Source organism: Hungatella sp. SL.1.14, from assembly GCF_024460495.1.
In the GTDB taxonomy this organism is placed as follows: domain Bacteria; phylum Bacillota; class Clostridia; order Lachnospirales; family Lachnospiraceae; genus Hungatella; species Hungatella hathewayi.
In genome coordinates this window covers 1-23,581 of sequence record NZ_JANFYJ010000022.1, presented here as the reverse complement: position 1 = coordinate 23,581, position 23,581 = coordinate 1, and the positions used below count along the sequence as shown (strand labels likewise).

At 49.0% G+C, this 23,581-nt stretch carries 23 protein-coding genes; 10 read left to right on the top strand and 13 right to left on the bottom strand.

From position 1 onward, the window contains the following. Positions 1 to 8 precede the first annotated feature (8 nt). The 3 genes from NE473_RS21505 (at position 9) to NE473_RS21495 (ending at position 3,550) form a co-directional block, all read left to right on the top strand. Positions 9 to 491, top strand: coding sequence for a PTS sugar transporter subunit IIA (locus tag NE473_RS21505; RefSeq protein ID WP_006770594.1), 483 nt, complete (start codon positions 9 to 11; stop codon positions 489 to 491). 6 nt (positions 492 to 497) lie between these two features. Then, positions 498 to 743 carry an HPr family phosphocarrier protein gene (locus NE473_RS21500; RefSeq protein ID WP_172682312.1) on the top strand — a complete coding sequence of 82 codons (246 nt, stop codon included), beginning with the start codon at positions 498 to 500 and terminating at the stop codon, positions 741 to 743. 116 nt (positions 744 to 859) lie between these two features. Continuing rightward, the gene (locus NE473_RS21495) at positions 860 to 3,550 is read left to right on the top strand and encodes a PRD domain-containing protein (RefSeq protein WP_055652249.1); all 2,691 of its coding nucleotides are present in this window, start codon (positions 860 to 862) and stop codon (positions 3,548 to 3,550) included. Positions 3,551 to 3,788: 238 nt separating this feature from the next. Here NE473_RS21495 and NE473_RS21490 read toward each other — a convergent pair whose 3' ends face one another. The 3 genes from NE473_RS21490 to NE473_RS21480 form a co-directional block, all read right to left on the bottom strand. Next, positions 3,789 to 4,487, bottom strand: coding sequence for a PspA/IM30 family protein (locus NE473_RS21490; RefSeq protein ID WP_055652250.1), 699 nt, complete (start codon positions 4,485 to 4,487; stop codon positions 3,789 to 3,791). A gap of 44 nt (positions 4,488 to 4,531) precedes the next feature. Then, a complete protein-coding gene (locus tag NE473_RS21485) occupies positions 4,532 to 6,277 on the bottom strand; it encodes a flotillin family protein (protein WP_055652251.1) in 1,746 nt (581 codons plus the stop codon). A gap of 68 nt (positions 6,278 to 6,345) precedes the next feature. After that, positions 6,346 to 6,888, bottom strand: a complete 543-nt coding sequence (locus tag NE473_RS21480) for a hypothetical protein (protein ID WP_055652252.1) — start codon at positions 6,886 to 6,888, stop codon at positions 6,346 to 6,348. Positions 6,889 to 7,178: 290 nt separating this feature from the next. Between NE473_RS21480 and NE473_RS21475 the strand changes: the two genes are divergently transcribed. Further along, entirely contained in the window at positions 7,179 to 8,789 is a 1,611-nt protein-coding gene (locus NE473_RS21475) for a diguanylate cyclase (protein WP_055652253.1), read from the top strand. Between the two features lie 68 nt (positions 8,790 to 8,857). Here NE473_RS21475 and NE473_RS21470 read toward each other — a convergent pair whose 3' ends face one another. Genes NE473_RS21470 through NE473_RS21460 form a run of 3 tightly spaced genes read right to left on the bottom strand, consistent with a single transcriptional unit; the run spans position 8,858 to position 10,674 of the window. Then, entirely contained in the window at positions 8,858 to 9,103 is a 246-nt protein-coding gene (locus NE473_RS21470) for a spore coat protein (protein ID WP_006770587.1), read from the bottom strand. 12 nt (positions 9,104 to 9,115) lie between these two features. Next, positions 9,116 to 9,289: a hypothetical protein gene (locus NE473_RS21465; RefSeq protein ID WP_006770586.1), complete on the bottom strand. Its 174-nt coding sequence runs from the start codon at positions 9,287 to 9,289 to the stop codon at positions 9,116 to 9,118. A gap of 35 nt (positions 9,290 to 9,324) precedes the next feature. After that, positions 9,325 to 10,674, bottom strand: a complete 1,350-nt coding sequence (locus tag NE473_RS21460; RefSeq protein ID WP_055652254.1) for an MATE family efflux transporter — start codon at positions 10,672 to 10,674, stop codon at positions 9,325 to 9,327. A gap of 202 nt (positions 10,675 to 10,876) precedes the next feature. On the opposite strand from NE473_RS21460, the gene NE473_RS21455 reads away from it, so the two are divergent. Beyond that, positions 10,877 to 11,941, top strand: a complete 1,065-nt coding sequence (locus NE473_RS21455) for a glycerol dehydrogenase (protein WP_055652255.1) — start codon at positions 10,877 to 10,879, stop codon at positions 11,939 to 11,941. A 98-nt stretch (positions 11,942 to 12,039) separates the two neighbouring features. Here the strand turns inward: NE473_RS21455 and NE473_RS21450 are convergent, their stop codons facing one another. The 6 genes from NE473_RS21450 to NE473_RS21425 all read right to left on the bottom strand — a co-directional run bounded on the left by NE473_RS21450 (position 12,040) and on the right by NE473_RS21425 (position 18,799). After that, positions 12,040 to 13,446 (bottom strand): amidophosphoribosyltransferase, encoded by a 1,407-nt coding sequence (locus NE473_RS21450; protein WP_022031700.1) that lies wholly within the window; start codon positions 13,444 to 13,446, stop codon positions 12,040 to 12,042. Positions 13,447 to 13,771: 325 nt separating this feature from the next. Beyond that, positions 13,772 to 15,517, bottom strand: a complete 1,746-nt coding sequence (locus NE473_RS21445; protein ID WP_055652259.1) for an NADH-dependent [FeFe] hydrogenase, group A6 — start codon at positions 15,515 to 15,517, stop codon at positions 13,772 to 13,774. Between the two features lie 17 nt (positions 15,518 to 15,534). Beyond that, positions 15,535 to 17,322 carry an NADH-quinone oxidoreductase subunit NuoF gene (nuoF, locus tag NE473_RS21440; RefSeq protein WP_022030801.1) on the bottom strand — a complete coding sequence of 596 codons (1,788 nt, stop codon included), beginning with the start codon at positions 17,320 to 17,322 and terminating at the stop codon, positions 15,535 to 15,537. Positions 17,323 to 17,334: 12 nt separating this feature from the next. Beyond that, positions 17,335 to 17,712 (bottom strand): (2Fe-2S) ferredoxin domain-containing protein, encoded by a 378-nt coding sequence (locus NE473_RS21435; protein ID WP_002604566.1) that lies wholly within the window; start codon positions 17,710 to 17,712, stop codon positions 17,335 to 17,337. 24 nt (positions 17,713 to 17,736) lie between these two features. Next, positions 17,737 to 18,294: a sensor histidine kinase gene (locus NE473_RS21430; protein WP_055652256.1), complete on the bottom strand. Its 558-nt coding sequence runs from the start codon at positions 18,292 to 18,294 to the stop codon at positions 17,737 to 17,739. Positions 18,295 to 18,304: 10 nt separating this feature from the next. After that, the gene (locus tag NE473_RS21425; protein WP_006770576.1) at positions 18,305 to 18,799 is read right to left on the bottom strand and encodes an NADH-quinone oxidoreductase subunit NuoE family protein; all 495 of its coding nucleotides are present in this window, start codon (positions 18,797 to 18,799) and stop codon (positions 18,305 to 18,307) included. A 310-nt stretch (positions 18,800 to 19,109) separates the two neighbouring features. On the opposite strand from NE473_RS21425, the gene NE473_RS21420 reads away from it, so the two are divergent. From NE473_RS21420 to NE473_RS21400, 5 genes are read left to right on the top strand one after another with little or no spacing between them, the layout of a single operon-like run. Next, a complete protein-coding gene (locus NE473_RS21420; protein ID WP_006770575.1) occupies positions 19,110 to 19,457 on the top strand; it encodes a DRTGG domain-containing protein in 348 nt (115 codons plus the stop codon). After that, positions 19,457 to 19,882 (top strand): ATP-binding protein, encoded by a 426-nt coding sequence (locus tag NE473_RS21415; protein ID WP_022030802.1) that lies wholly within the window; start codon positions 19,457 to 19,459, stop codon positions 19,880 to 19,882. The genes NE473_RS21420 and NE473_RS21415 overlap by 1 nt, the downstream gene beginning before the upstream one ends. 15 nt (positions 19,883 to 19,897) lie before the next feature. Continuing rightward, complete coding sequence (locus tag NE473_RS21410) at positions 19,898 to 21,298, top strand: [Fe-Fe] hydrogenase large subunit C-terminal domain-containing protein (protein WP_039891725.1); 1,401 nt, start codon at positions 19,898 to 19,900, stop codon at positions 21,296 to 21,298. Positions 21,299 to 21,317: 19 nt separating this feature from the next. Next, positions 21,318 to 21,671, top strand: coding sequence for a hypothetical protein (locus tag NE473_RS21405; protein ID WP_055652257.1), 354 nt, complete (start codon positions 21,318 to 21,320; stop codon positions 21,669 to 21,671). After that, entirely contained in the window at positions 21,658 to 22,377 is a 720-nt protein-coding gene (locus NE473_RS21400) for a PHP domain-containing protein (protein ID WP_006773861.1), read from the top strand. Before NE473_RS21405 ends, NE473_RS21400 begins: the two co-directional genes overlap by 14 nt. Before the next feature lie 199 nt (positions 22,378 to 22,576). Here NE473_RS21400 and NE473_RS21395 read toward each other — a convergent pair whose 3' ends face one another. Next, positions 22,577 to 23,416, bottom strand: a complete 840-nt coding sequence (locus NE473_RS21395) for an MBL fold metallo-hydrolase (RefSeq protein ID WP_055652258.1) — start codon at positions 23,414 to 23,416, stop codon at positions 22,577 to 22,579. Positions 23,417 to 23,581 lie beyond the last annotated feature (165 nt).

Sequence of the window (23,581 nt, the reverse complement as noted above, 5' to 3'; positions counted from 1 at the left end):
GTAAACAGATGAGTGGATTTTTAGCAAGTATGATCAACCCGGAACTGGTATTTACCGACTTACCCTGTACGGACCGGCAGACATTTTTGCAGTATATCTCGAGGAGACTGGAGGAAAAAGACTATGTAAAGTGTAGCTTTGAAGGGGCGATCATTGAGAGAGAGAAGAAGTATCCAACCGGTCTGCCGACGGTCAATCAGCATGTTGCGTTGCCACATACCGACGTACAGCATGCAAAAAATCCAATTATTGTACCAGTAAAGTTCAGGACACCGGTTGTATTTAAGGAGATGGGAAACGGTATTAATGATATTCCCTGCAGCATGGCTTTTGTACTTGTGGTAACAGAACCGGAAAAACAGATCGATATCCTTCAGAGCCTGATTAATCTGTTTATTAAAAAAGATTTTCTGGAGGAATTATATAAGGAAAAAACAAGAGAAGGTTTTTTGAAAAGACTATTAGATGAAGCAGAAAAGGATGAGGGATAGATGCAAATGGCCAGGACCCGATTATTAGAAGATTTACATGCACGTCCGGCAATTCGTTTTTCTAAAATCTGCAGTGGATTTCAGAGTGAGGTTAAAATCATAACAGAGAATGGCAGCGTGCTGGACGGTAAAAATTTTATAGAGCTTTTGGGAAAGTACGCGAAAAAAGGTCAGGAGATTATTGTGATTTCTGAGGGGAGAGATGAGCGGGAGGCATTACAGGCTGCAATGGCTTTTTTAAAAGGGGAGTAGAACTTCTGTTTCGGAAAAGTATAACATGCGGTCTGAGAGAAAACTCGTCAGATTGAAGTGATTACAATTGTTTCAGCCATCAGATTTCGATATAATGAGTTTTATGGAGGTGTGTAATGAAAAAGAAAGATGTGGTTTTCGAGACAGTGAAAGAATCATTCCATTATGACGAGTTTATCTCTGCCCTGCAAAAAAACAAAGTTACAGGATTGGAGGCACGGGAGGTATCAGAAAAGGCTGGCCTGGTGCGCAGCAATGCCAGTTCTCTGCTGAATCGTCTCGTTGATGAGAGAAAGCTGATTAAAATTACGGGGCGGCCGGTACTGTTTATAGCCAGGGAACCACTGGAAGCTGCCGTTAAACATACTCTTGTCAAGACTGAATACAGCATTCAGGATTTGAGAGATTTTTGCTGCAGCTCCAGTGATCCATTCTCCAAATTTACTGGATATGATACCAGTATGAAGGAGGTAATCAATCAGGCAAAGGCTGCCATTATGTATCCACCGGGAGGAATTCATACAATTATTTCGGGACCACGGGGATGCGGAAAAACTGTTTTTGCAAAGAGCATGTATGAATATGCCAAAGGGCAGAAGAAAAAGAATGCGGATGAGTATGTGTTTGTAGAGTTGAATAACTTAATGTATTCTGATTTGGTGGAATGCCTTAAAAAGATGAAAACGCTGATAAGCGGAGTTTTATTTATCGACGATGCCTCCGGATTGCCAAAAGTCCTTCAGGAGAGACTTATTCACTATATGGAAAGTACAGAGTGGCAGGAGAATGTTTTTATAATTCTGGCACTGCCTGAAGGAGAACGTCTAAATCAGTCTGTTGCGGAACGATTTCCCATTACACTGAAGCTTCCCTCTCTGACCGAACGAAGCTGGGAAGAACGATTTCGGCTGATCAAGCTGTTCTTTTCCAAGGAAGCTGTTAGAATTAAGAGACCGATGAAGATAGCGTCAGAGGTTGTTCAGGCACTCATGGCTTATGAATGCAGCGGAGATATAAAACAGTTAAAGGCGGATATCAAGATGATCTGTGCCGATGTATTTTTTCAGAATCTGCACAAGACAGATAATAAGATTCTGGAGGTGAATTTCGGAGAAGTACCCGGAAAGATTCGAGCAGATGTGCTTGGTGGAAAGAAGATTAGTTCAAAAAACTGGGAGTATTTGCAGGTAATCGATAGCGACATCCTGATTCGGCCCTCTGAATATCCGGAGGATTATCCGATACCAAAATTTAATATATACAGTGAGATATCGAGAATCAGTGAAAAACTGAAGCGGGAGGGGAGAACGGAAGCTGAAATTACAGAGGTTGTACAGCAGCGGCTGAAAGATTATTTTGCTAAAATCTCTGACTCCATACTGGATTTTCGTAGTGTAAAAAGGGAGTTAAAGAACAGCCTGCCGGAAGATGTAGTAGACTTTACCATTGAAATACTGGAAAAAGCTTCGATGGATCTTGGAAAGGCAATTTCCGCAAAGCTGGCATATGCTCTAGCATTTCATATCAATTATTTGATTCTGAGAAGCAAAATGGGGCATCAGGAATCCGAGCAGACAAAAAGAGTGGCTCAGGAACAAGGAACAAAGGAAAATCAGGCTGCCAGAATGATTGCTTCCAGGATATCAGAGCGTTTCACAATAGCAGTACAAGAAAAGGAAGTGGCTTTTCTAACAGAACTGCTGAAAAACCAGATTCCACAAAAACGAGTGGAAGATAAAGTAAGAATACTGATTATTGCTCATGGAGAGCATGTAGCTACCAGCATGGCGGATGCAGTTAATACTCTGATGATGACGGATCTCGTATACGGATTCGATATTCCGGTTAATGTAAAACACGAGGATGTTTTTGAAAATATATTAAATATTGCAAAGGCGATTAACAAGGGGAGTGGAATATTGCTCATGGTAGATATGGGGTCCCTGGCAAATCTGGAGGAGAAGATTACCGCGGAAAGCGGAATCTTTGTGAAGACAATTGAGAGGGTATCAACGATTTATGTGATTGAAGCGGTCAGACGAATTCTCTATAAAGAAGAAACTCTGGAGGAAATTTACCAGGAGGTATTAAAACTTCAGTCTGTACCGTATCAGATGGAAGTACCGAGCGAGAAGCAGCCGATTGTTATTACCACCTGTTCCAGTGGGATTGGAACGGGGATCATGCTTAAGGAACGGGTAGAGAGATTAATGCGTGAGGAGAGAATTGAAGGGATTGCTGTAGAGGCCCTGGGATACCAGGAGATATTAAAACAATCCAGGGCTTATGAGGAGATTGTGCAACGATACGAAGTAATAGCCTGCATAGGAAATATGAATCCTGGAATATGCAGCCGATTCTATGATTTATCCACCATACTTTCAGAGGAGAATCTGAATGTATTTGCAGATTACCTGCGGCAGAATCAAGGGGAACAGAAGGCAGATCCGTATAAAAAGCTAGAAAAAATTCTGGAAGAACATGTTACTTATTTTAACGTACATAAAAGTATGCGCTGTTTTGAAGAATTTTTTAGTGATACGGTTGCAATGGGTTTCAGACTTTCGAATAATGGTATGATATCGGTTGCCATGCATCTTTCCTACATGATCGAACGGATTATATCCAGGGTAGAGGCGAAGTTTTCCGATCATACAGAAAAGTATGTGGTCCAAAACAGGGAATTGTATCAAAACCTAGCTAATGCAGTGAAGACATTTGAGCGGGTATTTAAAATTACGATTTCTGATCATGAAATCTGTTTTTTATGTGAAATATTCTTAAATCTTAATAAGATTAACCAATAGGGAAAGTCCAGCCTTCTATGAAAAGGATTATTGTAGCCAGAGGGGGAACGGCTCGACTGCCATCAGGATAAAAATCTGATTTACACGTTTGAACGCGGGGGACGGTGAATCTCGGTCTGGAGCTGCATTGTGGAAGATATTATCTGGTAGAAGAGACTAATTAAAACAGGGAAGAATCAAATAAAGAATGCGCCTCGGAGACTTGATATGAGACTCTAGGGGCGCATTCTTATATGGATTATTTAGTTTCAGCTGAAATACTTAAAGCCTTCTTCATCGCTTCCAGCTCCTCATCCACCCGGGACTTCGACTGGTCGCCGTACAGGGCGTCCAGTTCCGCCGCCGTGCTTCCGCGGCCGGTCAGCTCTTCCTTGGCTTCCGCTTCGTGCAGCATGCGGTTCGCCTTTTCTTCCATACGGTCAAACTGGCTCATCAGGCCGGCAGCAGTATTTACGGACTTCATCTGAACTTCACCTGCCTGGTTCTTTACTTTGGCCGTACGAACCGTGTTTTTCATGGCTTCGGCCCGCGCCTTCGTCTTTTCCAGTCCGGCAGTCAGCTTGCGGTAGTCTTCTTCTGCCTTATCGGCCTGAACCTTGACGGTCACGTAGCTGTGCTCCAGAGTCGGTCTTAAGTCTTCCTGCTCCTGCTTCAGGGTAATCGCCTGCCGGGCCTTTTCTTCATTGCCGTCACGCAGGGCGCGTTCGGCATACGTACCAAACTTTTTGATTTCGGCGTCGCAGGCGTCCAGCTTCGCCTTCGCTTCCCTGGAGGAGGCCATGACGGAGGCTGTGCTTCCCAAGAGATCCTTGATGGAATCCTCGTATTTCCTTACCATCTGATCCGCCATCTTTTCCGGGTCCTCGGCTTTGCTTAACAGTTCATCAATGTTTGCAGATACAATATCTTTGATTCTTCCAAACACATCTAATCCCATATATGCTCGCTCCTTTTCCTTGCCGTCAGTCAGGGCCTGAGGCTCTAATTCCGCTTATCCAGAACCGCTTCCACAATCTCGGCGTTGGAGACTTCCTGTTCCATACTGTTCTGGCCGCTTCCCTGTCCGGCACTGTTGATGTTGACATTCGTTGTGGTCTTTCCTAATACATCCGCGTCGATGATCTCCTTGAAATCAATGCCGGTCGTCTCTTTGACTGTCTCAAGCGTCTTGGCAAGGACGGAACCTACATTGCCGGCCAGGTTTCCCACACCATTTTCTCCATTGCCGCTGCCGCTGTCGATAACCGTGATCTTCTCGATTCTGGCGAGCGGTTCGGCAATTCTGCCTGCCATCTCCGGAAGAATGTTGACGATCATCTCTGTTACGGCTGCCTTGTTGTACTTGTTGTAGGCCTCTGCCTTCTTTTCCATACCTTCGGCTTCCGCTAACAGGGCGGCCTTGATACCTTCGGCCTCTGCCAGTTTCTTCGCCCGGATACCTTCGGCCTCCGCCAGCTGCTTTGCCCGGATACCTTCGGCCTCTGCCAGCTGTTTGGCCTTCGTAGCGGTGGCTTCCGCCTCCGCTTTCATACGGATCGCAGCGGCTTCCGCCTCCGCTTTCTTCGTCTCAGCGATGGCATTCGTTTCGGCTGTGGCAAGACCTCTCATTCTGGTGGCCTCTGCTTCCGCGTCAGCCTGTTTCTTAAGAGTCTGGGCGGAGGCGTCTGCTTCCGCTACTTTCTTATACTTCTCGGAATCGGCGATCTGAGCCTGCTTTTCTCTCTCGGCGATGGCGGGCTGTACGACGGTTGCCTGTAAGGAGGCCTTTGCCGTCTCGGCCTGGCGCTCTGCCAGCTCGCGGTTCTTGACTTCCTTGGAAATCTCTACCTGTACGGCCGCCTGTTCGATATCCTTCTGACGCTCCTGACGCAGAAGCTCGGCATCCATCTCCGTCTGAATAACGTCCTTCTCGGTGATGTTCTTCTGGATTGCGTAAGCTACGTCAGCCTGGGCCTTGGAGGTCTGAATCTCCTTCTGGTAGGCCTGTTCCTTGATTAATTTCTCCTTGTTGGCCGCGCTGATCTCTGCCTCTGTGGCCAGCTTCGCCTGCTCACCATCCCTGCGGGCTTCGCTCACCTTGATCTGGCGCTCTCGCTCTGCCTCCGCCTGGGCGATGTCGGCTTCCTTCTTCTTCTCGGCGATCTGCTTGACACCGAGGGACTTGATATAGCCGTTTTCATCAGTCACATCCTTGATCGTGAAGGACATGATCTCGAGACCCATGGTGGAAAGCTCGGTGGCCGCCGCTTCCTGAACGGAGTTGGCGAACTTCTCACGGTTGCTGTACAGCTCTTCTACGGAAAGGGTGGATACTACCTCACGCAGCTTGCCTTCCAGAATCTGTCTTGCAATCTCTTCCATGTTGAGCTTGACTTCCTTGATGTCCTTGCCGTTGAAGCGCTCGATTGCCTTTAAGATGCTGGTGGTGTCGTTCTTGACCTTTAAGACGACGGTGCTGACCACGTTGATCGGTACTTTCTGGGAGGACATACTGTCTTCTGTCGTGATCTCTAAGCTGGAGGCGCTAAGCGATATGTAATCGATACGGTTGATGACAGGTATGACGATACCGCCCCCACCGGTAATTACCTTTTTCTTAATGCCGGTTACGACGCCAGCTTTATCCTGCGGAACGCGTTTCCACCAGGACATGATCACCATTAAAACCAGAATGACCGCGGCTACAATAATGATGATTGGTATTAGCTTGTTGATCAGTTCGCTCATTTTCGTTCTCCTTTTCTCGCCTTTGTTTTTAAGTTTATGTATAAAGACCGGCACAAATCATTCGGCCCCTATTCATCCTCCGCACTGCCGTAACCGGCAAATTCGTCCTTGGGCCGTACCACGGCTATCTCGCCGTCAAACTCGACCAGCTTCACCACGGTGTTCTGCTTTAAGACCTCCGATGCATCGGTACTCCGGCATACGAAGGTGGTGGCGAATCCCTTGATGTTGTCGAATTCCACGGTTCCCAGGCCGCCTGCCAGGACGGTATTAATGATCCTTCCGTCACACAGATATAGCTCTTCCCGGTTCATTGCCTCATTCTCCACCCGCTTCAGCCTCCTTATGACCATCTGAACCGCCATCGCGGCCGCGTAGCCGACGACTAAGGCGAAAATCAGATGATTGAATAAAAGTCCCATACCGCCGAATGCGATGAGCCCGGTACAGATGCTCACCCCTGAAATCGGCAGAAAATTCAGATCAATATCAAAATCGAAGTTTAGAAATGCTTCCAGCGCTCCGGATACATTCTCCAGGAATTCACCCAGAACAGACAGCGAAAGCAGTAAAAAACCGATGACCATACAAATGATGTAAATGTCCCTCATGGCGTCCCCCTTTGCAGCTGATTTGAGGCTTTAAGCCTCTGCCAGCCAGCTTCTGTAACGATTTCTATTATACCATTTTCCGGTAAAACATACTATCTATCAATTCATACAATTTTCTTAAATTAGTTGAACAAAAATGGTAATCAATGCTTGTAGAAAGAATTTACAAACGATTTTTGTTTCTTACGGTATCAGGTGAGCGGTTCAGGTGACAAAAGAAATTATTAATAATTCTAAGTAATACTTTATTGATATGACAATCAAGTATATAATAAAACCAGGAAGAGAACATGGCATACGGAGGAGAGAGCGGAATGGGAAACGGATGGAAGATAAAGAGTTATATAGAGAAGATAAAAGAAGCCCATTTCAAGAACCAGGAAGAAGAACGGCGGCTGTGTGAGGAGCTGATTACATATTCCCAGGCGAATCATAACGCCTATGGCTTAGGCTTTGCATACACGTATCTGCTGGATTACCATATCGCCATGCACGATACGGAGGGATGTTCGCCGGTTCTTAAGACGGCGCTGGAATTTCATAACGGCCATGAGTTTCTGGATCTGCGGATGCAGGTGTTTAACTTTGCAGGGATTTACTACAGCTATATCCATGACGATATTACGGCGTTCGATTATTTCCTGAAAAGCCTGGAACTGGCGGAGGCGCTGAACGACAGCTTTATGAAGTACCGCCTTTATAATAACATTGCCGTCAGTTTTCACAACAAAAAGGATTGCGAATCGGCGCTGGCCTATTACCAGCAGGCGTATGACTATCTGAACTTCAGTCATTTAGAGGGGCTCTATACCCAGTATCAGCTGTATCTGCTTCAGAACCTGATCAACTGCAGCATTGCCCTGGATTCGAAGGAACTGGTGCTGGAATACTGCGGCAGGCTGGAGCAGCTCTATGAGGAGCAGCCCCGTTTGAAGGAAGACTTATCCGTGCCGTGGCAGAATGTCGTGATCCTTTCATACTTTGGAAAACGGGAAGAGGCGTATGAGATTCTGCGCAGCCATTTGTGCTGGGAAGAGGATCCGCTGGGCGCCACGGATATTATTGAACTGTATCCCCATATACTTGATATTTTGCTGGAGTGGAAGGAGAAGGCGCTTGCGGAGAAGGTACTGGAGTCACTCTGCCGCCATTTAGAACGGGAATCCCCCAGAGCAAGACAGGAGGCCTGCTCCCATGAGATTCGCTTTTATGAGATATTTGGGATGACGGAACGGCTTCCGGACGCCTATGAGCGGTATTATCAGGCATCGAAAGAGGCGCTCGGTTCGGTTGCCCACAACCAGATCAGGGCGATGAAAGAGAAGCTGTATTCCTTCGAGGTTCAGCAGAAGCTGAACCGGCTTCAGAAACTGAGTTATATGGATGGGCTGTGTGATATTTATAACCGGAGGTACTATACGGAACAGCTGGAACGCGCCATGAAAGAGACGTCTGTGAAGCGGCTGGGGATCATCATTCTGGATATTGATTATTTTAAAGAGTATAATGACTATTATGGTCATAACAGCGGGGATCTGGTTTTGAAGAAGGTGGCTCTCTGCTTAAAGGAGGAGGCGGCAGATCAGATCACGCCCTGCCGGTATGGGGGAGATGAATTCTGCTGTATCTGCGAGGATCTGGGAGGAGAGGATATTGGCCGTTATTTAAGAAATGTCCATGAACGGCTGAACCGGCTCGGCATTGAACATGCGATGTCGCGGGCGGCCTCCGTCGTGACCCTGTCGGCGGGATACAGTGTAAGGCCGCTTGAGGGGCTGAATCAGCAGGAACTGTTTCATGAAGCGGATGAGGCCCTGTATTGGGCGAAGACGAGGGGAAAGAACAGAGACTGCTGTTATCAGACCGATCAAAACGATCCGGATCAGTGCAGCCGGCCATAAAAAAAGCATTGTCGCAGGGAGCTGGAGCCTGCGGCAATGCTTTTGTTTTTCTAAGAAACTATTCCTGTTTACATTCCGGAGAACTGATTCTTAACCTTTGTGATCTTCTCCTGCGGAGCCTGTTCCGTCGTATACCAGCCCTTTGCGGACATTTTCCTGTAAATATCATCCTGTATACAAAGACTGTCGTTTAACGCGCTGTCAAATGACTGGTGCACATTAGCAGTCGATGATTCGATGGTGCCGTGCAGATATAAGTCACATACTCCCTTGGTAGTAAGGAGAATGTTTTCCATAATACACTTGTCGTCCATGTGTTTGCCTCCTTACACTAAATGATAGAAATTATCAAAAATCTGCTGATGTTTCTGGGAAATCTGTTCTGCGAAGGACTTTAACTCGGGGTCCTGCAAATTAGTGACTGCTTCCTGACACTGGGTCTTTAAAAACTTCTCATGGCTTAATGCATCTTCAATATACGTTAATTCCTTTGGACTCATATGATCACCTCCACATGTAGTATGTGAGGTTTCCGTCAATCCATTCCGGCAATTGATTCCTTTTTCGAAGCTGGAACTATTTTCCTGTAAAAAATCATGGTGAGTACGGTTGCGGCGGTCCAGCCAAAGGGCCAGGCCATCCAGATTCCGGTGCTTCCGAACCGCGGAGTAAGCAGATACGCGAAAAGGATACGCAGAATCAGATCCGGTATGGTTGCAAGGACGAAATACACCATGGCGCCGGAACCGCGGAGAATGCCGTCGGTCATCAGCTTGACGGATATCATGAAATAGAGCGGCGATACAATTTTTAAGAACATCACGCCGGCGTGAATCGCTTCCTCACTGCCGGAATCCAGGAATAGTCCCATGATCTGCCGGCTGAATACAAAGTAAAGGACGACAAACGGAACGGAGGCAGTCAGAGACAGCCGGACTCCCTCCTGAAACCCCGGCCGTATCCGTTCGCTCCTGCCTGCGCCCAGATTCTGCGCGGTATAGCTGGATAAACAGCTTCCAAGCGACATAAAGGAGGTAATGGCAAAGGTGTTTAACTTAATTGCGGCGGAGTAACCGGCAATCACGGCAGAGCCATAGCGGTTCACGATGACCTGCACGAATAAGTTGCCGACGGAGAGCACGCTCTGCTGAAGAATGCTGGGGACTGCGATGGCAGCAATCTGCTTAAACAGACTCCAGTCAAACATGGCCGCTTTTTCGGCCCCTGCCATGTTCTTTAGACGCTTCCACAGTGTCGCTGCAGCGAGAAGGCAGGAGACGCCCTGAGCCAGAAATGTGGCCCAGGCTGCGCCGGCCACGCCCAGATGAAGACCGGCCACGAACCAGATATCTAACAGGATATTTCCTATGGAGGAACCGATCAGAAAATAGAGCGGTGTTTTCGAGTCCCCGAATGCGGTGAAAATTCCGGTACAGACATTATAGAGAATCAGAAACAGCAGGCCCAGGGTATATATGCGCAGGTACAGTGCGCCGGCAGAAAAGACGTCATCCGGTGTTCTGATCCATCTCATCATGGGCCTACAGAAAATGATGCCGCAGACAGTCAGGAGAATGCTCAGGACCACACAGGAGATAAACGCTGTGTGTATGGCCGTCTTCATCCGGCGGAAGTCCCTGGCCCCAAAGAGACGGGATACGACTACCGACGCGCCCAGATTGCTTCCGGTGGCAAAGGCCATGAAGATAACCGTGATCGGATAGGAGGCGCCGACGGCGGCCAGCGCATTTTCACCGGCGAACCGTCCGGCGATCATACTGTCCGCGATGTTGTAAAACTGCTGAAACATGACGCTTACCAGCATCGGCAGCAGGAAACGCCACAGGGTTTTTCGGGGATGTCCCACGGTTAAATCGGTTGTCATAAGGTGTCCTCCGGTTCATGTAGTATAAAGAAGAGTATAGCAGGAGGAGGAATGGAAGGCAATCGGGAAAATATATGCATTTGGAACAGAATGGAAAATTTTGGTGATCCTTTCTATTGTTAAAAAATTACTGATCTTTTACAATAGTAGAATACAGGATCTAATAAAAAATACCATGGAGTATCAGAATGGAGGCAGCCATATGAGACGAGTGATCAACGCCCCGTCCACCTACATACAGGGGCCGGGAGAGGGAAAGAAGCTGGCGGAGCATTACAGAAGCATTGGAGAGGGCGGAGTCCTGCTGATTACGGACCGGTTTGTCCATGAGGTATATCTGGGCGAAATGACGGAGAGCTTTGACAAAGCTGAAATTACCTGGAAGGAGGAAGTCTTTACCGGTGAGTGCTGTGAGAAGGAGATCAGGAGACTGGCTGTGGTGGCCGGGGACTGCGGGGCCGTATTTGGAATTGGGGGCGGTAAGGTACAGGACACGGCAAAGGCGGCTGGCCATTACTCAGGAAAGCCTGTAATCCTTGTGCCGACAGCGGTATCCACAGACGCACCGTGCAGCAGAATCGCCGTATTGTACCGGGAGGACGGCACCTTCGACCGTTACCTGTCACTAAAGAAGAATCCGGATCTGATCATCCTGGACACGGAAATTATCGCACATGCTCCGGTACGTCTGTTTACGGCGGGGATGGGAGATGCCATTTCCACGTATTATGAGGCCTCCGCGTGTCGGCGAAGCGGCGCAGTGACGAAGGCAGGCGGCTGTGTGTCCATCGCTGCGGAGGCACTGGCGAAGGCATGTCTCAATACCGTTCTCACCTACGGCGAACAGGCCAGAATGGATGTGGAGACGCAGCGCTGTACAGAAGCTGTAGAACATCTTGTGGAGGCAAACACATATTTAAGCGGGATCGGCTTTGAGAGCGGAGGGCTGGCCTGCGCGCACGCGCTGCACAATGGTCTGGCGCTTCTTCCGGAGCTGTCTTCCGTGATGCATGGAGAAAAAGTGGCGTTCTGTACACTGGTGCAGATGGTGCTGGAGGGCAGACCGGAGGAGGAGATCAGCAGGATTCGCAGCTTCTGCCGGAAGGTAGGGCTTCCGGTTTCCCTGCAGGACATGAATGCCGGTGAAATTCCGGATCACCGGCTGTTGGAGGTCGCAGTTAAAAGCTGTTCACCGGAAGAGACGATGAGTCATATCGGAAGGGCTGTGGAGCCGGAGGAAGTGGTGAGAGCGATGAAAAGCCTTTGAGAATAATCCGGACAGCGAAAGAGGTCTCCCGCAGGCAGACAGGCGGGAGACCTCTTTCGTTTCGGTGCAGTCTGCACCGGAAGGTGCAGGTATTTCTATTATTTTTTCCCGTTCCAGCAATAGGTACAGAGCTTGCAGGGAGAGATGCCGATAGAGGCCTGTAAATCATCCAGCCTGTGGTAACGGAGTGTGGTGAAGTTCAGTTTTTTTCTGATTTCCTCCACCATCTCCTGATAGTTTGTACTGTCAGGATTGGCGTAGTCGGCCAGTACTTCGTCGGAGACGCTGTCCCCTTCCCGGTCGCGTATGATTCTGCGGGTAATCAGATCCAGTTCCGAGTTGGAACGGGAAAAGTTCAAGTAGGGGCAGCCAAACATAAGAGGCGGGCAGGCCGGCCGGATATGGACCTCCTTCGCACCGCTCTGATACAGGAACTCCGTGGTCTCACCCAGCTGTGTGCCGCGGACGATGGAATCGTCGATCAGCAGCATGCTTTTGCCGCGGATTAAGGCATCTACAGGGATCAGCTTCATCTTTGCAATCAGATTCCGTTCTCCCTGATTCTGCGGCATGAAGGAACGGGGCCATGTAGGCGTATATTTGATAAAGGGTCTTGCAAAGGGAATACCGGATTCATTGGCATATCCGATGGCGTGAGCGATTCCGGAATCCGGAACGCCGGCCACCATGTCGGATTTCACGTCGTCCCTGCGGGCCAGAAGCTTTCCGCATTCATAGCGCATATTTTCTACATTGACACCCTCGTAGGAGGAGGTCGGATAGCCGTAATAGACCCATAAGAAGGAACAGATCTTCATCTCTTCCCTGGCAGGAACCAGGCTTTCCATGCCTTCCGACGTAAAAAAGACAATCTCGCCGGGACCCAGTTCATAGTAGTCGGAGTATCCTAAATTGATGTATGCAAAGCTTTCGAAAGAGGCGCAGAATGCGTCTTCCTTTTTGCCGATGACGATAGGGGTGCGTCCCATACGGTCTCTGGCTGCGTAGATCCCGTCAGGGGTCAGAATCAGTATGGTCATGGAACCGTCGATCCGGTCCTGAGCGTACTGAAGTCCCTCTGTAATGCTGGATTTCTGGTTAATCAGGGCAGCCACCAGCTCCGTCGAATTGATCCTGCCGCCGCTCATCTCCATGAAATGAATATGGCCGTTCTCATAGGCAGACCGGATTAAATCGTCCTGATTATTGATTTTACCTACTGTGGTGATGGCGAAACTGCCGAGATGGGACTGAATTAAGAGCGGCTGCGGCTCATTGTCGGATATGCAGCCGATACCGGAAGTGCCTTCCAGCTCATCTAAGTCCCCGTCAAATTTTGTACGGAAAGGAGTGTTTTCGATGTTATGAATGGCACGGGAGAAGCCCCGTGGCCCGTATACGGCCATACCGCCGCGTTTGGTTCCCAGATGGGAGTGGTAATCCACTCCGAAAAATACGTCGAGTGTACAACTCTTTTTAGATACGACACCAAATATTCCGCCCATAAAATTCCCTCTTCTATGTGATTAAGTCGTGTGATCGTGTAAAAAACAATCCGGACGGTCTGACAAAGCGGCCGTCCGAAACAATTTTAACACAGATGGTAAGTGGGAAACAATGGATTTACCCATTAAATATTCTTATGAGGTTTTAGAAGCAGGGGGAGACGCCCCAGGGCCTGCGGAGAGTCTGAGGACAGCAAGGGCGGGAGTGCGATTGGTTTCTTGTTTCCTCGGTGGCAGGAACTAAAGCGGAAAGGCGGGAAAAAGACCGTCTCTTTGGCTTACTTTGGTTAGACAAAGGGACGGTCTTGAGTTTAAATGCTAAAAATTAAATTTCATTGACTTTCCGCTTTACGTAAGTCGTGTGAAGCAGGTGGTGCGCTTTTTCGCTGCCTGGTTTTCCGAGATAGGTCTCGTAGAGTTCCTTGATTGCGGGATTCTCGTGAGATTTACGGATGGTATTGGCCGCGTCTTCATCATACAGTACTTTTGCACGCAGAGCCCTGATGTCTACGGTGTTGCGGACGGAACCAGGCTGCTGAGGCTGTCCGCCGCCGTTTACACAGCCGCCCGGGCATCCCATGATTTCGATGAAGTGATAGTCCGCTTCACCGGATTTTACTCTGTTTAAGAGCTCTTTTGCATTGCCGAGGCCGGAAGCGACAGCAACCTTGACATCCATACCGGCTACATTGTAGACAGCTTCCTTGATTCCTTCTGTGCCTCGTACGTCGGTGAAGTCAACTTTCTCTAATTCTTCTCCGGTCAGAGTCTCGACAGCCGTTCTTAAGGCTGCTTCCATAACGCCGCCTGTTGCTCCGAAGATCACGGCTGCACCGGTACCAAGGCCTAACGGAGCGTCGAACTCCTCATCAGGAAGTTCATTGAACCGGATGCCGTATTTTTTGATCATTCTGGCAAGTTCTCTCGTTGTCATGGAGTAATCCACATCCGGGCAGCCATTGGCGTCCTGATTGTCTCTGCCGATCTCGAATTTCTTCGCGGTACACGGCATAACGCTGACAGATACGATATCTTCCGGTTTTAATCCCATCTTTTCTGCATAGTAGGATTTGGCAATGGCGCCGAACATCTGCTGCGGGGACTTACAGGTGGATAAGTTGTCGGTCATATCCGGGAAATAGTGCTCGCAGTATTTGATCCATCCCGGTGAACAGGAGGTGATCATCGGCAGTGTACCGCCGTTTTTCACTCTCTCAATAAATTCATGGGCTTCTTCCATGATGGTTAAGTCGGCGCTGAAGTTGGTATCGAACACCTTGTCAAAGCCGATTCTTCTTAACGCAGCGGCCATCTTGCCTTCTACGTTGGTTCCGATCGGATAGCCAAATTCTTCACCCAGTCCGGCACGAACAGCGGGGGCTGTCTGTACGATGACATGTTTGGAAGGATCTGCAATTGCAGCGGCTACTTCATCGATGCAGGACTTCTCATAGAGAGCGCCTGTCGGACAGACGGCGATACACTGGCCGCAGGATACACAGCTGGTGTCGCCTAAGCCCATCTCGAATGCAGAACCGATGAAGGTGGCGAATCCACGCTCATTGGCGCCGATGACGCCGATTCCCTGTACTTTTACACAGGTAGCGGAGCAGCGGCGGCAGAGGATACACTTGCTGTTGTCGCGGACCATATGAGCCGCGCTCTCGTCGATACAGGATGGAGTTTTTTCGCCATCGTAGTAATCACTGTCTTCCACGCCCAGTTCCTTACATAAGGTCTGCAGTTCGCAGTTTCCGCTGCGGACACAGGATAAACAGGAGCGGTTGTGATTGGATAAAATCAGCTGGAGCGTTTTCTTTCTGTAATCAACCAGATCCGGTGTGTTGGTCCATACTTCAAGGCCCGGATTGATCGGGTAAACACAGGCCGCAGCCAGCTTGCCGCCGTTAATCTTAACCGTACACATACGGCAGGCGGCAATTTCATTAATATCTTTTAAATAACATAAAGTCGGAATCTCAACATGGGCGAGTCTGGCTGCTTCCAGTATGGTGGAACCTTCTGGAGCACTGACTTCCATGCCGTTGATTTTAATTGTAATATTCTCCATGATACGTTCTCCCTCCATTATTTCTTGTAGATAGCGCCAAACTTACACTTCTCCATACAAGCGCCGCACTTGAGACACTTCTCGCCATCGATAACGTGCGGATTCTTGACGGTTCCGGTGATTGCATTGGCAGGACAGTTCCTTGCACAGAGCGTACAGCCTTTACACTTCTCAGGATCAATGTAGAAGTTAAGGAGTGCCTTACATACGCCTGCAGGACAGGTCTTATCTACAATATGGGCTACGTATTCATCGCGGAAGTACTGTAATGTGGAAAGTACCGGGTTCGGTGCTGTCTGCCCAAGTGCACAGGCCGAGTTGGCCTTTATGTAGTAGCATAATTCTTCCAGCTTGTCTAAGTCAGCCATGGTAGCCTGGCCTTTGGTAATCTTCTCTAAGATCTCCAGCATACGCTTGGTACCGATACGGCACGGAGTACACTTACCGCAGGATTCCTCAACCGTGAACTCCAGGAAGAATTTTGCGATATCGACCATACAGTCGTCTTCGTCCATAACGATCAGACCGCCGGAACCCATCATGGAGCCGATGGCAACCAGATTGTCGTAGTCGATCGGAATATCAAAATGCTCTGCCGGGATACATCCGCCGGATGGTCCGCCGGTCTGAGCTGCTTTAAACTTCTTGCCATTGGGGATACCGCCGCCGATTTCCTCGATGATCTCACGCAGAGTGGTTCCCATTGGAACCTCAACAAGTCCGGTATTGTGGATCTTTCCGCCGAGAGCGAATACCTTGGTTCCCTTAGACTTCTCAGTACCCATGGAAGCGAACCATTCCGGTCCGTTTAAGATGATCTGCGGGATATTGGCCCATGTCTCAACGTTATTTAAAATGGTTGGCTTGCCAAACAACCCTTTCTGTGCCGGGAACGGAGGACGGGGACGCGGTTCTCCACGATTTCCTTCGATGGAAACCATGAGGGCTGTCTCCTCACCGCAGACAAACGCGCCGGCGCCCAGTCTTAAATCGATGTTGAAGGAGAAGCCGGAACCGAAGATGTCGTCGCCTAAGAGTTCCATCTCTCTGGCCTGCTCGATTGCGATCTTTAAACGCTGTACGGCGATCGGGTACTCTGCACGAACGTAGATGTAGCCCTGGGAAGCACCGATGGCGTAGCCTGCGATGGTCATGGCCTCCAGAACGGCATGAGGATCACCTTCCAGTACGGAACGGTCCATGAATGCGCCCGGGTCACCCTCGTCGGCGTTACAGCAGACATACTTCTGGTCCGCATCGTTGCCCTTGGCCAGCTTCCACTTGAGTCCGGTCGGGAAACCGGCGCCGCCGCGGCCTCTCAAACCGCTGTCCAAAAGAACCTGGATGACATCGTCGGGGGTCATCTCTGTTAAAACTTTACCGAGAGCCTGATAGCCGCCGGTACCGATGTACTCTTCGATGACTTCCGGGTTGATGACGCCGCAGTTGCGCAGTGCGATTCTGTGCTGCTTCTTATAGAAATCGGTGTCGCCTAAGGACTTGACACCGGCCGGTGTTACGGTTTCATCGTAGAGGAGTCTCTGTACGGGACGTCCCTTTAACAGATGCTCTTCAACGATCTCAGGGATATCGTCTTCCTTTACCATGGCGTAGAACGTGGCATCCGGGTAAACGATCATGATCGGGCCTAAGGCACAGAGGCCGTGGCAGCCTGTCTGAACAACGGATACTTCCTCATCGAGTCCCTGCTTCTTTAATTCTTCTCTTAATGATACCATAATCTGCTGGCTTCCGGAGGAGGTACATCCCGTTCCGCCGCAAACTAATACATGTGAACGATACATCTTGTTTCCTCCTTATTTAATGTCAGCTGATCCCAGCGTGTAATTTTCCAGAATATGACCGCCGATCAGATGCTCTTTGTATACTTCTTCTGCTTTCTCGGCGTTCATCTTGATATAAGTTACCTTTTCTTTACCAGGCTCGAGAATCTCGACGATGGGCTCATACTGGCATAAACCGATACAGCCTGTCTGTGTAACGGAAAAACGGTCTGTCATGTTATTTTCCTGAACGAGTGTGGAAAGTTTATTAAGAACAGGTCTTGCGCCGCTGGCAATCCCGCAGGTTGCCATACCAACCAGGACACGGGTACGTGCATGATCTTCTTCACGCATGCTGACCTGACTCTGCATTTTCTCTCTGATTGCTTTTAATTCTTCAAGAGTCTTCATGTTATTCCTCCAATTCCGGCCGGTCTAGATGACCGCGCCACCATCTGTTTCAAGTTTGTTTTCTGCCAGATATTCTTTGATATAGTCGGATACCTCGGGTGTATCAAAGGGGATATCCCCTAAAATCTCTCGAAACTCTCTGGTATCCAGCACAAATGACGCATCGTTATAGCGGTATGTATAGAGAAAATCCGTATCCGGATGGCAGGTGATAAGCGTTTCTATGGTGCTGTTCATATCGCCAAGGGGCATCCGGTCAATATGGGAAAGACCGAAAACTGCGGTGACCGTGGTTCCCGCACCGGGAGTTGAGTCGATGGTAAAGCTTCCGCCGGTGCTCTCTGCAGCATACTTAAAAAAGGGGATGCCGAGGCCTACCTTTCTTGTCTTTCTGGTCGTAAAAAATGGATCCGTCACATGAGCCACCTGTTCCTCTGTCATGCCGCATCCATCATCTGCGATGGTGATCGTCAGTAAGTCAGAAGCAGTGTCGACGGCTGCGGTGATCGCAACAAGCGCTGCACCCGCTCTCGTGGAATTTTCCGCTACATCCAATACATTTAAAGAAATTTCTGTCATCATGGGATTTTAACTATTCATATTTGGCAAGAATGCCGGGGACGTCATCGGGTGTCAGTCTGCCGTAAACTTCTCCATTGATCATCATGACCGGAGCAAGTCCACAGGCGCCTACGCAGCGGCAGGAATCGAGAGAAAACTTACCGTCGGGAGTACATTCCCCGTTGGTAATCCCGAGAAGTTCAACCAGCTTATCGTAGATGTCGCCGGAGCCCTTTACGTAACAGGCGGTACCAAGACAGACAGATACCTGATATTTACCCTTTGGCTGGAGGGCGAACTGGGCATAGAAGGTAGCAACACCGTAGATTTTCTCCAGTGGTATGCCAGTTTCATCAGAGATCATGGTCTGTACTTCAATTGGAAGATAACCATAAATGTCCTGTGCCTTCTGCATGATTGGCATCAGGGCGCCTTTCGTGCCTTTAAGCTCGGAAATCACTTCTTTTAAAGCGGCTTCCTGCTCTTTTGTCCCGCTAAACAGGACACCTTGTTTTTTGCAAGCCATTTTATAACCTCCTTAAATTGTTGCTTATGCAATGTATCTAACATTCTACCATGATATTGAGAAAAAATCCATAGGTTCGGAGAGATTCGACAAAAAAATAACGATATATATAGGTAAAAATATACTGATTAAGCAATTGAAAACATAGAAAAATAGTAGGAAATAGTGAAAAAATGCGCCGGGGAGTCGGTTTTCATAAGAAATTATATAAAAGGCTTTCCTTTCCAGAGAAAAATTACTATAATCTACTTATGAATTGAAAACAGATCATGGCTGAAGTGATAAAATCATCAAAAAGGAGAGTGTATGTATGACTGCTAAAGATGTTAGGGATGTTTTGGGTGCCAGGGTTCTGGTTGGTGAGGATCATTTGGAGGTGGAAGTGCGGAGTGCCTGCGGTTCCGACATGATGAGCGATGTGCTGGCATTTTCCAAGGATCATTCCGTGCTGCTTACAGGACTATGCAATCCGCAGGTGATCCGCACTGCTGAGATGCTGGATATTGTCTGTCTTGTTTTTGTCAGAGGGAAAAAACCTGATGAGGCCATGCTGGAGATGGCAAGGGAGCGGAACTTAATTGTGATGGCCACCGGCCACCGGATGTTCTCGGCCTGTGGAATGCTTTATTCAGCCGGACTTCATGGAGGTGCGATCTGATGGATGATGTGATTACTTTAAACTATCACATATCGCCGGATGACTTCACCAGAGCGGGTGAGGCCAGCAGCGATGTGAAGGGAAAGCTAAAGCAGATGGGCGTAAGCCCTGACGCCGTGAGAAAGGTTGCCATCGCCATGTATGAAGGGGAGATCAACATGGTGATTCATGCAAAAGGAGGGGAGATTACGGTTAACATAACGCCGGAGGAGATCGAGATGATCCTGGCCGACGTAGGCCCCGGAATTCCTGATGTGGAGCTGGCCATGCAGGCCGGATACTCCACGGCTCCGGACGAAGTGCGTTCCCTGGGCTTTGGAGCAGGCATGGGCCTCCCCAATATGAAGAAATATTCGGATGTGCTGGAGGTTGATACAACGCTGGGAGTGGGTACAACCGTCCGGATGGTGGTGAAGATAGTATAATCTGGGGGTGAAAATGTGGATAAATTTTATCATTCAGTCAGACTGGATGCGGATCTGTGCATGGGATGCATTAACTGTATCAAACGGTGTCCGACCCAGGCGATCAGGGTGAGAAACGGGAAGGCCCAGATCAACAGCAAATTCTGCATTGACTGCGGCGAGTGCATCAGGGTATGCCCCCATCACGCAAAGCATGCGACGTATGACAAGCTGGATGTGCTGAAACAGTACGAGTACACGGTGGCGCTGCCGGCACCGTCCTTATACAGCCAGTTTAATAATTTAGATGACGTGAATATCGTGTTAAACGCCCTTCTGATGATGGGGTTTCACGATGTCTTCGAGGTGAGTGCGGCCGCCGAGCTGGTCTCGGAGGCTACGAGAGAATACTTAAGTGAGAATCCCGACCGGCTTCCGGCTATCAGCACGGCGTGCCCGTCGGTGGTGCGTCTGATCCGCGTCCGGTTCCCGAACCTGATTCCGAATCTGCTGCCGCTCAATCCTCCTGTGGAGGTAGCGGCCATCCTGGCGGCGGAGAAGGCCATGAAGGAGACCGGGCTTCCGAGGGAGAAGATCGGAATCATTTTCATATCGCCGTGTCCTTCCAAGGTGACGTACGTGAAGTCTCCTCTGGGGACGGACCACAGTGAGGTGGACCGGGTGCTGGCCATCAAGGATGTCTACCCGCAGCTGCTGTCCTGTATGAAGGCGGTGGGAGACGATCCACCGGAGATCGGAACTTCCGGCAAGATCGGGATCAGCTGGGGACGGAGCGGCGGGGAGGCCAGCGGTCTCTTCACGGAAGAGTATCTGGCCGCCGACGGGATCGAAAATGTCATCCGGGTGCTGGAGGACATGGAGGACCAGAAATTTACGAACCTGAAATTTGTGGAGTTAAACGCCTGCAACGGCGGATGCGTCGGCGGCGTCCTGACTGTGGAAAACCCGTATGTGGCGGAGGTCAAGTTAAAGAGGCTGCGGAAGTACATGCCGGTGGCGAGAAGCCATATTGAAGGAAACGCCGAAGAGCTTGTGAAATGGACGAAGGAAGTTCAGTATGAACCGGTATTCAATCTGGGGAACACCATGATGGAGAGTTTTGCGAGGCTAAACCAGGTGGAACGGCTCTGCAAGAAGCTTCCTGGGTTAGACTGCGGTTCCTGCGGTGCGCCTACGTGTAAATCGCTGGCAGAGGATATCGTGCGCGGGGAGGCGGTGGAGTCTGACTGTGTATACTATCTGAGGGAAAATTTACATAAGCTGTCCGAGGAGGTGTCCATCCTGGCGGACGATATCGCCGCAGGCAATGCGGAAGGCTATGAGATGTTAAAGGTCATGACGGAATATATCCAGAGAATTTCCGACGAGATGTCTCTGCTTGACAGCCGGGATGAGAAGGAGAAAGATCAGGAATAGGGAAGGAGCAGAAAATAGTATGACAGTTCAGGAGTTGATAGACAGCGGCATCTTCGGCGTCGTGAATGCCGGTGAGGGGCTGGAACGGGAGATTACAAAACCGTTCTGCTGTGACTTACTCAGTATTGCCATGGGGCACGCACCGGAAGGGTGTGCCTGGGTGACGGTGATGGGCAATATGAATACGCTGGCGGTAGCGTCTCTGGCAGACGCGGCCTGCGTGATTATGGCGGAAGGGGCCGCTCTTGATGAGGCGGCCAGGAAGAAGGCGGCCGATCAGGAGATCACGGTACTGGAGACGGAGGAACCCATCTTTGAGGCGGCTCTCGCCGTCTGGAAAAAGCTTCAGGCGGGGACGCATGAAGAGCCTTAGCTACGATCTGCATATCCATTCCTGTCTGTCACCATGCGGGGATGACGATATGACTCCAGGGAATATCGTCGGGATGGCGGCGGTCAAGGGTCTTGATGTGATCGCGGTGACGGACCATAATTCCTGTAAAAACTGTCCGGCTGTTCTGCATTTCGCCGGGGAATACGGCGTTCTGGCCATTCCCGGGATGGAGATTAACACCTCGGAGGAGGTTCATGCCGTCTGTCTGTTTTCGAACCTGGAAGCGGCCATGGCCTTCGATTCCTACGTTTATGACAGGCTGATGCCATTTCCCAACAATGAGGAAATATTTGGAAAACAGCAGTTATATAATAAGGAAGACGAAGTGTGCGGAACGGTCCCCAATCTTCTGATCAACAGCGTAGATATCTCCTTCGACGGGCTGTGGGAGCTGGTGCGCTCCTACGACGGGGTGATGTTTCCGGCACATATCGATAAGACGGCCAACAGCCTGATCGCCAACTTGGGCTTCGTGCCGCCGGACAGCCGGTTTACGACTGCAGAGGTGAAGGATTTGAAAAAGCTGCATGAACTGAAACGGAGCAATCCGTATCTGGACGGCTGCCGGATCATCAGCAATTCCGACGCCCACTATCTCGAGGATATCCATGAGCCGGAGCTTACGATTGAGGTGGAGGAAATGAGTATGAGAGGCGTTGTGGACTGCTTGCTGCGGTCGTTGTGAGCATAGCAGGGGGAAAAGAGAAAAAATGAAAACAATACATAAGGCGTATGAAAACGACATGTATGGAATAGCGAAACAAGATACAAACTTAAGCTCTGTACCGTAGTTTTTATTTTGAAACAGATCATTATAAAAGGCAGCTAGGTTAAAAAGAAGTGAAAAATTGTTTCCCTGGCTGCCTTTTTATTGTTTTAAGAAATTAGCAATTGTGTATTTTATCCGGGTTATAACCCAAATAATTTCGTCCCCTTAAAACCATAGTACGAGCTGGACGTGTAGGTCCCCAAAAACTGGGAACAGTAACCGGACTGTAGGTACCATTTAAGAGTTGATAGCATAAATCAATGGCGTTGGGAAGACAATCATCGCCAAGCGGTGCACCTAAAGGACGAAAATCATGATGGCCATTGTAAATACCGTCATAACGGTCACCCATGTCACGCATTCGCTCTAAATATTTTACTGCGGTTTCTATAGATTCAGCACCTAATCCGAGATTGTAATTGAGGGCATCACCACAGAAAAGGCTTCTGGTCTTTTCATCCAGAAATATCATTTCTCCCGCAGAGTGACCGGGACAATCATATGCAGTGACAATGCGATCACCCAGATCAAACTGCTGACCGTCGTATAAATCATGAATAATAGGCATGGGTTCGTCTGGTCCGGGTTCACGGATATCAACATTGATATCGTAAGGATAGATTCCTTTTTGACGCTGTGCGATTAATCTCGTATCATCTCGGCGGCGTTCAATATCCTGAGGAATCGGTTTATTGTTATCTTTGGGATTCATCCATATTTCTTTAAATTGGCGGGCGTTAGCGGTATGATCAATATGGCCGTGTGAGATTACCACAATAAGTGGTTTATCAGTTATTTGTTCAATTGCGCCCCTTAAATCGCCGATTCCCATTCCACAGTCAATCAGCATGGCCTTTTCTGACCCGATGAGCAGGAACATGCTTGCGCAATCAAATTCATCGATTTCCCAAGTGTCCTTCTTAAACTGAACCATAGGGTAAAGCTTTGTTAACATATGTTTTTTCCTCCTACTACAATGTATTTATGGTTAATATCCCTTACAGCCAGTAAGGAATTATCCATCTTGTTGCTTAAGCTGTTATAATGATGGAGCAATCGGTATATCGGTTTCCTCCTTGGACCTCGCGTCCGTAATTAAGACTGATAACCAGCTCCTCAT

Coding starts and splice junctions, on each gene's coding strand:
- NE473_RS21505 (WP_006770594.1), top strand. CDS start 9: ATGAGTGGATTTTTAGCAAGTATGATCAACCCGGAACTGGTATTTACC.
- NE473_RS21500 (WP_172682312.1), top strand. CDS start 498: ATGGCCAGGACCCGATTATTAGAAGATTTACATGCACGTCCGGCAATT.
- NE473_RS21495 (WP_055652249.1), top strand. CDS start 860: ATGAAAAAGAAAGATGTGGTTTTCGAGACAGTGAAAGAATCATTCCAT.
- NE473_RS21490 (WP_055652250.1), bottom strand. CDS start 4,487: ATGGGATTAGATGTGTTTGGAAGAATCAAAGATATTGTATCTGCAAAC.
- NE473_RS21485 (WP_055652251.1), bottom strand. CDS start 6,277: ATGAGCGAACTGATCAACAAGCTAATACCAATCATCATTATTGTAGCC.
- NE473_RS21480 (WP_055652252.1), bottom strand. CDS start 6,888: ATGAGGGACATTTACATCATTTGTATGGTCATCGGTTTTTTACTGCTT.
- NE473_RS21475 (WP_055652253.1), top strand. CDS start 7,179: ATGGCATACGGAGGAGAGAGCGGAATGGGAAACGGATGGAAGATAAAG.
- NE473_RS21470 (WP_006770587.1), bottom strand. CDS start 9,103: ATGGACGACAAGTGTATTATGGAAAACATTCTCCTTACTACCAAGGGA.
- NE473_RS21465 (WP_006770586.1), bottom strand. CDS start 9,289: ATGAGTCCAAAGGAATTAACGTATATTGAAGATGCATTAAGCCATGAG.
- NE473_RS21460 (WP_055652254.1), bottom strand. CDS start 10,674: ATGACAACCGATTTAACCGTGGGACATCCCCGAAAAACCCTGTGGCGT.
- NE473_RS21455 (WP_055652255.1), top strand. CDS start 10,877: ATGAGACGAGTGATCAACGCCCCGTCCACCTACATACAGGGGCCGGGA.
- NE473_RS21450 (WP_022031700.1), bottom strand. CDS start 13,446: ATGGGCGGAATATTTGGTGTCGTATCTAAAAAGAGTTGTACACTCGAC.
- NE473_RS21445 (WP_055652259.1), bottom strand. CDS start 15,517: ATGGAGAATATTACAATTAAAATCAACGGCATGGAAGTCAGTGCTCCA.
- nuoF (WP_022030801.1), bottom strand. CDS start 17,322: ATGTATCGTTCACATGTATTAGTTTGCGGCGGAACGGGATGTACCTCC.
- NE473_RS21435 (WP_002604566.1), bottom strand. CDS start 17,712: ATGAAGACTCTTGAAGAATTAAAAGCAATCAGAGAGAAAATGCAGAGT.
- NE473_RS21430 (WP_055652256.1), bottom strand. CDS start 18,294: ATGATGACAGAAATTTCTTTAAATGTATTGGATGTAGCGGAAAATTCC.
- NE473_RS21425 (WP_006770576.1), bottom strand. CDS start 18,799: ATGGCTTGCAAAAAACAAGGTGTCCTGTTTAGCGGGACAAAAGAGCAG.
- NE473_RS21420 (WP_006770575.1), top strand. CDS start 19,110: ATGACTGCTAAAGATGTTAGGGATGTTTTGGGTGCCAGGGTTCTGGTT.
- NE473_RS21415 (WP_022030802.1), top strand. CDS start 19,457: ATGGATGATGTGATTACTTTAAACTATCACATATCGCCGGATGACTTC.
- NE473_RS21405 (WP_055652257.1), top strand. CDS start 21,318: ATGACAGTTCAGGAGTTGATAGACAGCGGCATCTTCGGCGTCGTGAAT.
- NE473_RS21400 (WP_006773861.1), top strand. CDS start 21,658: ATGAAGAGCCTTAGCTACGATCTGCATATCCATTCCTGTCTGTCACCA.
- NE473_RS21395 (WP_055652258.1), bottom strand. CDS start 23,416: ATGTTAACAAAGCTTTACCCTATGGTTCAGTTTAAGAAGGACACTTGG.